The following is a 13,736-nucleotide window of genomic DNA, read 5'->3' on the forward strand; positions in this document are numbered from 1 at the left end:
GTTTTGAACCAATAAACGGCAACCCCTGAAAGCACGGGTAAGACAATGGTAAAGCTGAAGTTATTATGTTCGAAGTATCTGAAAATCAGAGAAAAAATGCTCCTTGTTTTTTTAGTGAGCGTAACCATTCCTTTGGTTTGCAGCAGTTTCTTCTATACCACAAATAACCGCAGACAGGCACTTACCAAAGACAGAGAAAGTCAGAGTACAGAGCTGCTGTTGGTAAAGGAGGCGATAAGAAACTATCTGCAGCCTTATAATGAGTTACTGAAGCTGTTAGGTGAAACAGATCTGAGCGGTGTAAGCCTGAAAGAAGCCAGGAAGGAATATGAGAAATATTTCCGGGTGGTTGCAGGGCTTAAAGGAATCCAGCTGATTGGAAGGGATAACACTATATATTATACTGCCTGGGCTGATGGGATGGATTTGCCGAAAGAGAGTATCCTTCCCGTAAACTATGACATAAAAGAAAAGGTTCAGTTAAGCTTATTAAAAACCGGAGAAACCTCTTATCTGATTTTATCCGTTGCGTTACAGTCAGACGGGAATCATGAGGAGGCAATCCTCTCTGTCATAACCGATACCGAGTTTCTGGAGGAGATATGCCTGGTTGGTAATGCTGCTTATCAGATACTTCTGGATGGTCAAGTCCTATTCCCGAACACTGAACGAATTAGTAGTACTAATACCAAAAAGTCCACTGTTTTAAAGGAAGAATTAAATCTTAACAATACAGAAAATCATTTCAGTATAATTAGTGAACGGGAATATCAGGATATTTATGCTGAATATAAAGGTAACAGCTGGTTCTGGCTATATTGGCTGTTTCCTACCATCATGTCTCTTGGTATCATAGCCCTTTACGCCGGCAATTTCAGCAAGCGTTTAAACAACTTCAAAGTGCAGATCCATAAAGCCGCTGCGGGGGATTTCAATCTTTTGGAAGTGAACGGAAATGATGAAATTGCTGATCTGTACAAAGACCTGAATACAATGATTAACAGCCTTCAGCACCTGATTACTACCATATATGAGGAACAGGTACAGAAGGAAAAGCTTAACAGCAGACAAAAAGAGGTTGAGTTTAAAATGCTGGCAAGCCAGATAAACCCTCATTTCCTGTACAATACCCTGGAAACGATCCGAATGAAAGCAAGATGCAACGGTGAAAAGGATATTGAAGAACTGGTAAAAATGCTGGCTAAGATAATGCGGAGAAATATACAGGCAGGAGATACACTGGTAACCTTAAAATCAGAGCTGGAACTGGTAGAGTATTATCTAAAGATACAGCAGTATCGTTTTGGGGAGAGAATACATTTTCATATTAATCTCTATTGTGATGTGGAGGAGCTTAAGATTATGCCTCTTATCATTCAGCCAATTGTAGAAAATGCTTTTATACATGGACTGGAAGCCAAAGAGGGTGAAGGTGAGATTAAAATAGATGTGAGAATGGCAGACCGTTTATATATTATTGTAGAAGATGACGGTATCGGAATGACCAGGGAGACATTGGAAGAAATAAAAGACAGTCTCAATGATTACGCAAGGCTCACCAGAAGCAGCATAGGACTAAATAATGTAAATCAGAGAATTAAACTCTTGTATGGTGACAAATACGGATTGCTGATTGAGAGCGAAGAAAATACGGGAACCAGGATTACCATTCAACTTCCAAAGGATATGAGCTGATACAACATTATAGGATATAAAGGGAATTCTTTTTCCTATTCAAGGATATAACGTAATTAGAATATCTGCCTTGGAGGAAATGAGCATAAACCAACTATTTCGTAAGGGCGAGGAGGGGTTAAATGTATCAGGTTATGATTATAGACGATGAGATGATTGTAAGAGAAGGCATTAAGTGCCTGATCGATTGGGAAGATTACAACTTTGAAGTATGTGCGGAAGGTTATGATGGGAAGGACGGCTTAAAAAAGGTATTGGAATATTCCCCTGACCTGGTGCTGGTGGATGTCAAAATGCCTGGCATGAGTGGAATAGAGTTAATCCGTGAGGCGAAGAAAGCAGGTTTTGAAGGAAAGTTTATTATCCTTACAGGGTATTCGGATTTTGAATTTGCCAAATCAGCCGTATCGCTGGGAGTTCGGGCATATTTACTAAAACCTATAGACGAAGATGAGTTATTAGAGAATGTAAAAGAATTACTGGCAGAGCTGGATGCCAAGAAGCATTTGGATGATTATTATACTCTTAGTGAATTAAAAGCGAGGCAGCAAGTACTGTCCCATCTATTATTGCATACCTCGGACAGAGAAGCCCTGAAGCGGGAAATTAAACTATATGGCATGGACTTTAAATACAATAGTTTCTGTGCGGCAATACTAAAGGATAAGGAAAGCAACGAAGAGGATGGGATCTCCCAGGAAAAAATTGATCTGATGTTATTGAATATGGAGCATGTTGATAAAGTCATTATGGACGATAAGCTGGTGCTGATCTGCAAAGGATTAAGTTATGAGGAGGTTAAAAAGCAGCTGCTTATAAACAATGAAAAGGTAAAGAAACGGTTTACAGAAGGCTTCTTTATTGCAGTAGGACATAGTGTTACCTATTGGCAGGATCTTCATTTCTCCTATGAAAGTGCAAAACTTCTCTCAGAGTATCAGTTTTCCTTTAAAGAAATGGAAGCAGTAGGGATAGAAACCTTAAAGGCCAGTGGAATAACGGAAGACAAAGAGTTTCCGGAGCAGCTGCTTAAGTTTATAGAAATAGGAGATATGGGAGCACTGAAAGCAGCTATCAGGGAGAAAGAGGAACTGTATCGCGGACAGCTGATCAAGGAATGGGATATCAAGGTTCAGGTGACCCAATGCATCTCCTACCTACATCATATCTTGGAGAAAAAGTATGATAAATACCGGGAGCAATTAAAGGATGAGTATCAGAAATATGCAGACCGGATGAAAAAAGCAGAGAGCTTATCAGTCTTACTTAATAATCTCTATGATTTCTGCGATGAAATCTCAAAAGTTATCTGTGTTGTCGCTTCTGAAAACGTAATAAAAAGAATGATAGCTTATATGGAGAAGAATTATGGACAGGACCTAAAGCTTGAGAGTATATCCAAACTATTTAACTACAATAGTGCCTATCTTGGAAAAATCTTTAAAAAAGAAGTAGGAGAGAACTTTAACAACGTTCTGGATGCCATCCGAATAAAGAACGCAAAGAGACTGCTGCAGGAAACAGACCTTAAGGTATACCAGATTTCAGAGCAGGTAGGCTACAGCAATATAGACTACTTCTATTCTAAATTTAAGAAATATGTAGGCATAAGTCCAAAAGAATTTAAAAGAACAGAAGAATAGAAGAAAAGCAGAACAGCAGAACATAAGAACATAAGAATAGATGAACAGCAGAACAGCAGAACATAAGAACATAAGAATAGATGAACAGAAGAACAGTAGAACAGCAGAACAAAAGAATAATAGAATAGAAAAACGAAAAAAAATGTCAGGTGAATTGCACCAAAAAGAAAGAACGAATGCGCCTATGGAAAGGTATTAGAAGTCCTTTTCTCTGGAAATTTTGTGTTATATTATCAAACAGATTGTCTGAGCGAAGCGAGTTATCTGTTTGATAATATGTCCAGCACAAAATTCCCAGAGAATTAGGACTTCTTATACCTTGAAATTGAAGCAAGAGTTCTTTCTTTTTGGTGCAATTCACCGTACCCTTGTGAAAAACTAACCTTCTGTTACTCAAATCAATGTAATTTATTTCTTAATCTTCACCAGATATCCGTCCTGATTTACGAAATCAGCAGTACCGGTTATATAGGCTTTCACATAAACTGCTTTATCCTTAATATCCTGGAATACTTCACCGGATAAAGAATCACTTAATTCCAATTTATCCTTTGCTTTTATTTCAGTAGTGGTAATAACTGCGATAAAGCTCTTATCTGCTGACCAGCGGTACAAAGGCTGTTTTTTAGCATCTAATACTTCAAAATCAAAAACCTGTCCGGAGCTGCTTTCAATAGTAACATCATTTTTGGTAGGATTCTTGATAATAATCTTAAAATCAAGAGAATCCTTATTCAGTAAAGCTTCAGGTTTAATGGAAACCTTCTTCTTAGCAGTCTTCTTATCCTCTTTTTTTGTACCTTTTGAATTATTTTTGGAATCCTGACTTTTGTTTGTGTTGTTCTTCTTATACTGTCCGGCTGCTTGTACCGTTGTTAATGATACGGTAAAGAGCACGAAAGCTAATATTAATAAACCAAGAATATTCTTTTTATTTTTCATAATAATCTCCAATCTGCGTGCTTTGCACAAATAAATAATGATGATAAGTGAAAGTAGTTTGCTTTCACAGTTCCTTTTTCTGCACTGCCTTTATCCTTATCTGGTTTGCAAGGGCAGTTCTTACACAAACTCGATGCTAAAAAGAGAGTTTTTACACTCTTGTTTACTTCCGTATACCTAAATGCTTAACAGGATAAAAGTAAATTGACAGATACTGCTTGATTATTCAATCCCAAGCGGGAATATGACCGGTTATATAGATTAGACGATTAAAAGGAAAAATAGTTCCTGAAAATAATAAAATAAAAGCCATTTTCTACTGTAAGTATTCAACTTACAGTGAAAATGGCTCTTATAATGTATATTATTTAAAGACCAGGACTATTTACCGCTCTCTGTGGGAGTAGCTGTAGCTTCCGGAGTAGCAGTTGCCTCAGGAGTAGTGGTAGCTTCCGGTGTAGGAGTAGAAGTAATTCTCTCTGCTTCAGGAATAGTAGTCTGTCCCATTACAACGGTATCCCATACTTTATCGTTAACGGTTATTGTGTATTCTTTTTTGATTTCATTCTCATACTTATCTGTAAAAGCTTCTGTCTTAGCGTTGTTGATGGCTTCTGTAACAGCGGCATCATAGCTTTCGGTGCTGTTGTTATCTGTCATCTTAATAATGTAGTAACCTTTAGAAGTTTTAATAATTCCATCTGTTACTTCATCGTTCTTAAGTTTCATGGCAGCTTCCTGGTATTCTGCTTCAGCAGTTCCATCATCTTTAACAAAGTTAAGAGTGGTAGTAGATAAAGCTTCATTATCTTTTGCGATATCGGCAAATGCTTTACCAGCCTGTACATCTTTCAGAGCTTGTTCTATGGCATCCTTTGCAGCAGCTTTTTCTTCATCGGTAAGCTCCTCTAACTGATAGCTTTCGTTGTATTTTGAGGTTGCCGCATATAAATACTCTGTATCGTATTGTCTGTATGTTTCTTTGTCAATACCAGCTTTGATTTCATCTTCTTTCACTGTAAGATCATCAAGAACGGTCTGGTAATACTTGTCCGCCAGCTGTAATTTCTCTTGTGCTTTTATCAGGTTCTCTTTTGTAAAACCTGTAAGTTTGAGACGCTCTTCATCATCCTTTAATGAAGTCCAGAGAGATTCAACATCTGTTTCAATGCTTGTCTTTTCTTCGTCAGTAAGAGTATTACCTGCTTCTTTTGATTTCTGATATAGAATATCCCACATAACGGCAGCATCCATAACACTTGTCTTCATCTGATCCCTCATGGTGACACCTTCGGAATATTCCATATCCCAATAGGTAGGGTAGTATTGTGCATACATCTGCCCCTGAGCTTCCATTGCATAAATAAAATACATCATATCCTGCATTGTAAGCTTTTCATCGTTAACTGTTACCACTAAGGTAGAGTCTGTTTTTTTGCTGCATCCTGCAGCGAATATCATTCCCGCTGTTAAAGCCATAACTAACAGTCTGGTAATGATCTTTTTTGATTTCTTCACTGTACTTCCTCCATTATATGTGATTCATGTGACGATTGTAGAAAAGACACATAATATCATTTTAATACTTTTTCCATATAAGTCAAGTTCATTGAATAGATTTTTGGATATATTATATGAAAATTCTGTGAAATCTAGGCAAAAACAGCCCTCTATTTTATACAAATAAGAGTTTTTTGGCATTTTGCCAGAGAGTTTACGATACGATAAATGGATTTTATGAGAAATAAATGGAAATAAAAATACCGGTATTAAAGTATTTGTAGTAAGGAGAACTGTTCAGAGAGTAAAGTATGAAAGTAAAGAAAGTACTGGTTGAGATAAATACTTAACGGTAGATGAAAGTACAGACAAAGGGTATGAAAGCAAGAAAAGTACGGGTTAAAATTTATACTTAACGGTAGATGAAACACAGCCAAAGGGTATGAAAAGGAAAAAAGTATTGGTTGAACTTACGGAGAAGGAAATATGACGGATTCTCTCTGATTAGAAGTAGAAGGGAGCTGAGAAAATTTTTGATACAAAAACTTAAAAGTCAGCAGGCTATGGAGGTTATTACGAAACTTAAGGATTTAGCTTAACGGATAAGTATCAATAATCTGATTATAGAAAAGGAGAAGTAGAATAAAACCTTCTGGCTACTCTTTTATCTGCATAAGAGCTGGTGCATCGACGAAAGATTAACTGCAATCTTAGACTCTCGGAGGAGCTACTGAAAACCCAGGAGGCAACCCGTTATGTCTGCTTTTTGCAGCTCATAAGAAAGCTTTTGCTGCCCACCGGGTTTGATAAAGCTGAGGGTAATTTTCTTATTTATACAGGGTTTTTTTGTGGTATTCAGGTTAAGAAAATCACCTTAAAAATTACTTAAAAGCAGCCAGGTTTTAAGTATAAAAATTGGGGTATTTAATATCAATATATTTGGGTGGTTTCTTTTATGCAGAAAGTTTACAATAAGTTAAGTTAATAAACAATGGAGGAAAAATTATGGGGCAGAAGAAATTAACTGGCATGGGACTGTTAATAAATATTATAAGAATACTGGTTATCTTACTGGCGTTGAGCTTGTTTGTGCCCGCACTGAACCCTGCCAGAATAAGCGGACTGATTAACGATAATCTGTCCCTTTTTACATCAGGATTGGTTTACTCAACAGCTTTTTCGGGGTTTAAAAGAGCCTTAATGAGAGGCTGGGTGGAGCAGGGGACTTTAACCTTATTATTTCTCTCAGCACTGTTATCTTGTCTTGGGTATTTTGCCTGCAGTGCCGGAGGAGCAATCAGTCTTGGACAACTTAAATTAAAAAGATTATCAGCTCGTTTAACAGCTTTCGGTTCTTTTATAAGCTTAATTGGTTTTGGGGGAATTATCTTAGCTTATAATCAGTTACTTGAAAGTACAAATCTTAAAAAGGTAGATCCGGTTCTTCCTGTTGGATTAATCATACTGGCTTGTTTATCAGTGGCCTGTTTGATACTTTCGCTGGCTGCCATCTATTTGTTACCAAGACCTTCCAAGGAAGAAAAATATACCATGGAACCAAAATATTATCTGTTCCTTCTTATGCTTCCTTTCCTTATATTATGTATGGTATTTTCTTATCTCCCTTTATGGGGCTGGCGCTACGGATTGTATGATTATAAGCCGGGACTTGGCTTAAGCGCAGAAAATTTTGTTGGTTTTAAATGGTTTCGATATCTCTTTGAGAACTCCGCAACGAGAAATGATATCTTAAGAGTCTTAAAAAATACACTTGCAATGAGTGGTTTGGGACTTGCAACTTCTATCTTCCCGATGGCCTTTGCAATATTCCTGTCAGAAATCAAGGCTACCAGATATCGTAAGCTGATACAGACGCTGACCACCATACCTAATTTCATCAGCTGGGTATTGGTATATGCTTTTGCTTTCGCCTTGTTTTCAACAGAAGGTTTTATTAATACCGTATTGGTTGATATTGGTGTGCTGAAGGAAGGCGTTAATTTCTTATTAAGCGGAGACCACATTTGGCTGAAGATGTTAGCCTGGAGTTTATGGAAAGGTCTTGGCTGGGGAGCAATTATCTATCTGGCTGCCATATCTGGAATCGATCAGCAGTTATACGAAGCGGCAACGGTAGACGGTGCCGGAAGATTCAAGAAAATGTGGTACATAACAGTACCCGGTCTCTTACCTACCTTCTTTGTATTGTTAATGCTTGCTATAGCAGGTATTCTAAGCAATGGTATGGATCAATATTTTGTTTTCAAGAATTCTGCCAATAAATCGAATATAGAGGTTCTTGACCTCTATGTATATTTACTGGGACTTGGAAGCAGTGATACCGGAAATATTCCGCTGGCAACTGTTGTCGGTATGGTGAAGTCAATCATAAGTATCATATTGCTGTTTATGGCAAACGGACTTTCCAAGTTGATACGTAAAGAAAGCATTATATAGGAGGTGTGAAAATGGGATATACAGGCAAGGGCACGGGGATTAATACAGCAAAAATTCGAAAAGTAAAAAAGAGAATCCCATCTTCTCCCGGAGATATTGTATTTAATATTTTTAATTATGCGTTCTTTTCAATTTTTACGGTTATTTGCTTTTTCCCTTTTTATTATTTGTTCATCAATACCATCAGTGATAATGAACTGATAAAGGCCGGACGTATTACCTTCCTGCCAAAAGGCATTCATTTTGACAATTATTTTGCTCTTACCAGTGTAAGCAATTTAGGAAGCTCTATTATGGTATCCATAGCAAGAACTCTGATTGGTACGCTTATCATGGTATTAGCCTCTGCATTTGTAGGCTATTTGGTAACGAAAACCGAAATGTGGGGCAGAAAGGTGTGGTATCGTCTGCTGGTTGTTACCATGTATTTTAATGCCGGTTTGATACCCTGGTATCTGAATATGTCCATGTTAGGACTTACCAATTCCTTCTTAGGATATATCATTCCCAGTATTGTAGCACCTTACAATATCATACTGGTTAAGACGTATATAGAATCTATACCTGCAGAGCTTGAGGAAAGTGCTTCTATTGATGGTGCTGGATACATTTCCAGATTCAAGGTCATTATCTTCCCTCTCTGTAAACCGATTCTTGCTACCATAGCAATATTTGGTGCTTTAGGGCATTGGAATTCCTTTACGGACTCCATGATATTAATGTCAGGGGCACCTAAGTTATACACACTGCAATACAGACTTTATGTGTACCTGAATCAGTCCTCCAATCTAGCGGCACTGATGAAATCCGGAAGCGGTATTACTTCTGATATGGTACAGCAGGCGTTAAATACAAGAACCATTAAATTTACGGTAGCCATGGTATCTATCATACCAATCCTTCTGGTATACCCCTTTCTTCAAAGATATTTCGAAAAGGGTATTATGATCGGAGCGGTAAAAGGCTGATTGTCTATTGTTAGAATTCGGGAATATTAAGTTGAAAGGTGTCTGCTTATTTATTGGTAAAAGCATTCCCATATGGCATCATCGCTTATTCAACTTATTATAGTACCGATTTTAAGATAAATAAAAAGGAGGGTATTTATTATGAAAAGAGCAAGAAGATTAATATCACTTTTGCTTATTGTAACACTTATGTGCTGGGGACTATGGGGTTGCGGGTCTGGTAATAAGAACGTAAAAAATAGTAGCGGAAATAATGCAGCAACAGAAACACCGGAAGCTACTGACGCAGCAACAGAAGAACCGGAAGAATCCGCTGAGGATCTTTTAGCAGATATTATTCCCAAAGAAACAGTAGAATTAACTGTATACAGCCAGCTGGCTAACTATTCAGGAGAGCAGATCGGATGGTTTGCTCAGGTTATGAAAGATAAGTTTAATGTTAAGCTTAACATTATTCCTTCCGGTGACGGTGTATTCTCTACCCGTATGGAATCCGGTGAACTTGGTGATATTGTTATCTTCGGACAGGATGGAGATGAGTACAAACAGGCAATTCAGGCAGGCTTACTCTTTGACTGGAATGAAGATGAGATTTTACAGGATTACGGTCCTTATATTAACGAAAATATGCAGGTAGCTCTTCAGAAGAACAAAGATATCTCTGGCGGAAAGGTATACGGCTTCGGTCACAACGTTGGTTCTTCCTCTGATGAACATGAATCCTTCTTCTATCATCCTGATATCAGATGGGATTTATATGAGAAACTAGGTTATCCTGAAGTAAATACCTTAGAAGATTTTATCCCTGTACTTGAGAAAATGGTAAAAGAGAACCCTACTTCCGATTCCGGACAGAAGACTTACGCGATGTCTTTATTCAAAGACTGGGACGGTGATATGGTAATGTATGTTAAGGCACTTGGTGCTTTATACGGATATGATGAATTCGGATTTACTTTATATGATGTAAATACACAGACTGCACAGCCTATTCTGGATGATAACAGTATGTATTTAAGAAGTCTTAAATTCTACAACCAGTTATATCAAAAGGGCTTACTGGATCCTGATTCCATGACCCAGACTTATGATGAAGCCAGCGATGCTTACAGAGATGGCTCTGCTGTATTTAATATTTTTAATTTCCTGGGTCAGGCATTATACAATACAGATGCACATACTGCCGATGGAAAAGGTATGTATCCACTTGCAGCGAAAGATATGAAGGTACTCAGCTACGGTCTGAATGTTTACGGTGGTAACAGAGTATGGTCTATCGGTGCAAATACACAGTATCCTGAACTTTGTATGGCTATCATTAACTGGCTAAGTACACCGGATGGTGTTATGACTTATACCTATGGTCCCAAAGGCGTTTCCTGGGATTATGATGATCAGGGTTATGCATACCTTACAGATTTAGGTGCAGCCTGCAAAGCAGATACAAAGACTGAAATGACAGACGGTTACAGCGGAACTTTTGATGATGGTGGCTTCAAGATGAATAACAGTACCTGGGCACTTGACAGTATTAACCCCGAGGGTAACGGAGAATCCTTTAACTACCAGTTCTGGGGTAGTACGTTAAAGAAAGAAACTACTAATGCAGAGCAGGAGTGGAAGAAGTACACCGGATATCTCAGTGCAGATGAGTACTTAAATGATGGCAGATTATCCATAGCTATCGGAACAAACTACGCTACAGGTGCTAAGAGTGATGAGCTCAGTACAACCTGGAATCAGGTAAAAGAAGCTATCAAAACCTATTCCTGGAATGCAATTTATGCGAAGACTGATGCTGAATTTGATACTATTGTAGCTGAATTACAGTCAAAAGCAAAAGAATATGGCTATGATGAGTGTATCGCCTGGTGTATGAATGAAGCGACTTTAAGAAAAGCAGCAGAAGATAAAGCAAAAGCAGCAAACTAATTTAATTATAATTGCAAATTGCTAATACTAACGGGCAGTTCACCATGGTGAACTGCCCGTTGCAGACTGCAGGTAAATGAAGTGCATAATAATAATTATAGATACGAAAGGCACGGAAATTTCCGTGTCTTTCGTATCTATGTCACTAAATTAAAATACTATTTTCACTTAAAAGACAGAACGGTATTACCGCATTTCGAACAAAGTGGCACATTCGTATTCCAAATGCCAAAAGGGATTAATCCTACATTCTATTTCGTAAGCGATAGAACGACATTGCATCTTTGTAGTGGCTTCCATTACTCATGAAGGCGTCGTATCAGTTTATATACTGTGCAATTTTCAATAACCAGAGCTTTCCTGTGAGCAAAGAATATAATACCTTCACTTGGGGCGATAATCTGTGAGATAACTTCCCCCTCGATTGGATCGACCACTTCTGCTAAAAGGTCTCCAAAGGCTACTTCTTCGCCGGGTTCTTTGAATCTTCTGTAGATACCGGATACATCTGCTCTGATGGACATCAGGCTTTCTTCTTCCAGGGTAGTAGCTATAAAGCCGTTATGGCAGTTATATTTGATAATGCCCATACGGGTGAGGAAACGAAGTACAGAGGATACAGCCTGATTAGCTGATTTCTCATCTATATAATCCGTTGCAGAAGTATATACACTAAAGGCATTGGTTCCATTCATCTGCCAGTTATAATTTAAGGTGGCAGTATCAATAGGGCGTGGTTTTCTGGTCACTACATAGGGAAGTCCGAACAGATTTGCAAGGCTGGTATTCTGATACCCGGTTTCCATCATTCTGACATGTGGAATAAAATCACCGGGGGTATGAAAGCTTGCAAACTGGATGCCGTAATTATAGCCTTTTACAGCCTTAAAGATACCATCTGCAATTCGCCTGGTGGTTTCACCTTCCGCGTCACCTGGGAACATACGATTAATATCAGTGTTATCCATAGCCCAGAAGCGTTTTTCAACGTTGATGGAGTAGTGATTTACAGAAGGTATCACCATGATTTCATTGTTATTAACGATAGCACCGGCTTTCTCCAGTTTATCAAGTATTTTAACGATCTGAGAGCAGATGTAGAGCTGCTGTACTTCATTACCACGGGTTGGTCCCACGATACAGGCAGACTTCTCGCCTTTCCCGAAATGATAGGAGGGAATGCTCAGCTCACCGCGAAAAGGAGTCTTGATGGAGTATACTGTGTCTTTTATCATGTAAAATTACCTCCTAATATACGGACTATCAAAGAGCCTTCATTTACTACGGGATATTCCCTTAAGGTAAATACCATACCGTCACAGGGAGCAAGAATATGCTGGTTGATCTCACCGGTAAGACTGTCTACGATGTCTCCGATAACTTCACCTTTCTTTATACCCATCCAGTGCTCTACCTCAGGCAGAAAAATTCCGGAGGCTTCCGCATGAACCATGGTTACTTCACTTCCGCCTTCTGTGGAGATAATTGGTGTCTTAGGTGTGATAACTTCACCCTCCCACATTCCGAGCTCTTTCAGGAGGCAAAAGATACCTTCCGTAATCTGATCCCCAAATTGCTTTGTTATGCGCATTCCGGTACCCATTTCAACGGCTATGGTAGGAACTCCGCTGGTGTTAAGGGCGTGGGTTAAGGTGGCATTTTGTACGGTGGCAGAAGGATGTACCCAAACAAAATCAAGGTTCAAAAGCTTTGCATAAGGCAAAAGCATCTTGGCATTCTCTTCGATCATTCGAACCTGTGGGATCTCACGAAGAAATATATTAGAGGAATGCAAGTCAACACAGAGCTCAGAGCCCAGGATATCTTCAACGATTGCCTGAGCAGCATTTTCTGCCATATCGCCGTTTCGGTTTCCTGGAAAACAACGATTCAAATCCAAATCAAAGGCTGGTATTCCACGTGTAAGAGACTCAATTCCCAGAGGATTCAGACAGGGATATATATCAACGATTCCATGAAGTAAATGAATGTTGGCTTTGATTCGCCGTATGATTTCATAACAGATATACTGACCTTCCAATTCATCACCATGAATTCCGGAGACGATACAGATTCTTTTCTCTGCACCACTCTTATTTAGAGGTTCAATACGGTTTTTCCATATGTGCATATTTTCTAATACCGGTAAGTCGATAGAAAATACGGACTTTATCATAAAACCACATCCTTTCCGCAGTTTTTTCAACTAATCATAACATTTTTCCGTAAGAAAAACAAGAACGGTAATTGCTGAAAATAATACTTGAGGTTGCTGTTATATTTGGGTACAATATGGTGTAATAGTGTTGGAAATGGGTGGTTTTTCGCAAGGGGACGGAGAATTGCACAAAAGAGAAAGGACTCATGTTTCGACTCCAAGGTATAAGAAGTCCTAATCTCTGAAGATTTTGTGCTTGGAATAAGGTAAAACAGATAACTCGCTTCGCTCAAACAATCTGTTTTACCTTATAGCACAAAATCTTCAGAGATAAGGACTTCTAATCCCTTTCCGTAGGCACATTCGTCCTTTCTCTTTTGTACAATTCTCCTGAAATTTTGAAAGCAGGTTTTTTTTTAATATATGAATTATGAATTAGAT

The 13,736-nt window shown here is 38.5% G+C and carries 9 protein-coding genes; 5 read left to right on the forward strand and 4 right to left on the reverse strand.

The features are described from left to right. Positions 1-45 precede the first annotated feature (45 nt). On the forward strand, positions 46-1,695 hold the full coding sequence (locus R2R35_RS17470) for a sensor histidine kinase (RefSeq protein WP_317731115.1): 1,650 nt from the start codon (positions 46-48) through the stop codon (positions 1,693-1,695). Positions 1,696-1,817: 122 nt separating this feature from the next. Further along, positions 1,818-3,338, forward strand: a complete 1,521-nt coding sequence (locus tag R2R35_RS17475) for a response regulator transcription factor (protein ID WP_317731116.1) — start codon at positions 1,818-1,820, stop codon at positions 3,336-3,338. A 408-nt stretch (positions 3,339-3,746) separates the two neighbouring features. Here R2R35_RS17475 and R2R35_RS17480 read toward each other — a convergent pair whose 3' ends face one another. Together R2R35_RS17480 and R2R35_RS17485 are read right to left on the reverse strand one after the other, a co-directional pair. Continuing rightward, on the reverse strand, positions 3,747-4,280 hold the full coding sequence (locus tag R2R35_RS17480; RefSeq protein ID WP_317731117.1) for a BsuPI-related putative proteinase inhibitor: 534 nt from the start codon (positions 4,278-4,280) through the stop codon (positions 3,747-3,749). A 381-nt stretch (positions 4,281-4,661) separates the two neighbouring features. Further along, positions 4,662-5,798 (reverse strand): peptidylprolyl isomerase, encoded by a 1,137-nt coding sequence (locus R2R35_RS17485; protein WP_317731118.1) that lies wholly within the window; start codon positions 5,796-5,798, stop codon positions 4,662-4,664. 987 nt (positions 5,799-6,785) lie between these two features. On the opposite strand from R2R35_RS17485, the gene R2R35_RS17490 reads away from it, so the two are divergent. The 3 genes from R2R35_RS17490 (at position 6,786) to R2R35_RS17500 (ending at position 11,137) form a co-directional block, all read left to right on the forward strand. Beyond that, the gene (locus R2R35_RS17490; protein ID WP_317731119.1) at positions 6,786-8,237 is read left to right on the forward strand and encodes an ABC transporter permease; all 1,452 of its coding nucleotides are present in this window, start codon (positions 6,786-6,788) and stop codon (positions 8,235-8,237) included. Between the two features lie 11 nt (positions 8,238-8,248). Further along, positions 8,249-9,205, forward strand: coding sequence for a carbohydrate ABC transporter permease (locus R2R35_RS17495; RefSeq protein ID WP_317731120.1), 957 nt, complete (start codon positions 8,249-8,251; stop codon positions 9,203-9,205). Positions 9,206-9,346: 141 nt separating this feature from the next. Beyond that, positions 9,347-11,137: a hypothetical protein gene (locus R2R35_RS17500; RefSeq protein ID WP_317731121.1), complete on the forward strand. Its 1,791-nt coding sequence runs from the start codon at positions 9,347-9,349 to the stop codon at positions 11,135-11,137. Positions 11,138-11,436: 299 nt separating this feature from the next. On the opposite strand, the gene R2R35_RS17505 is transcribed toward R2R35_RS17500, so the two are convergent. Further along, complete coding sequence (locus R2R35_RS17505) at positions 11,437-12,372, reverse strand: M14 family metallopeptidase (RefSeq protein WP_317731122.1); 936 nt, start codon at positions 12,370-12,372, stop codon at positions 11,437-11,439. Further along, positions 12,369-13,313 carry a M14 family metallopeptidase gene (locus R2R35_RS17510; protein WP_317731123.1) on the reverse strand — a complete coding sequence of 315 codons (945 nt, stop codon included), beginning with the start codon at positions 13,311-13,313 and terminating at the stop codon, positions 12,369-12,371. Before R2R35_RS17510 ends, R2R35_RS17505 begins: the two co-directional genes overlap by 4 nt. Positions 13,314-13,736: the final 423 nt, after the last annotated feature.

Origin of the sequence: Anaerocolumna sp. AGMB13020 (assembly GCF_033100115.1) — a bacterium.
Classification (GTDB): Bacteria; Bacillota; Clostridia; order Lachnospirales; family Lachnospiraceae; genus Anaerocolumna.

Coding starts and splice junctions, on each gene's coding strand:
- R2R35_RS17470 (WP_317731115.1), top strand. CDS start 46: ATGGTAAAGCTGAAGTTATTATGTTCGAAGTATCTGAAAATCAGAGAA.
- R2R35_RS17475 (WP_317731116.1), top strand. CDS start 1,818: ATGTATCAGGTTATGATTATAGACGATGAGATGATTGTAAGAGAAGGC.
- R2R35_RS17480 (WP_317731117.1), bottom strand. CDS start 4,280: ATGAAAAATAAAAAGAATATTCTTGGTTTATTAATATTAGCTTTCGTG.
- R2R35_RS17490 (WP_317731119.1), top strand. CDS start 6,786: ATGGGGCAGAAGAAATTAACTGGCATGGGACTGTTAATAAATATTATA.
- R2R35_RS17495 (WP_317731120.1), top strand. CDS start 8,249: ATGGGATATACAGGCAAGGGCACGGGGATTAATACAGCAAAAATTCGA.
- R2R35_RS17500 (WP_317731121.1), top strand. CDS start 9,347: ATGAAAAGAGCAAGAAGATTAATATCACTTTTGCTTATTGTAACACTT.
- R2R35_RS17505 (WP_317731122.1), bottom strand. CDS start 12,372: ATGATAAAAGACACAGTATACTCCATCAAGACTCCTTTTCGCGGTGAG.
- R2R35_RS17510 (WP_317731123.1), bottom strand. CDS start 13,313: ATGATAAAGTCCGTATTTTCTATCGACTTACCGGTATTAGAAAATATG.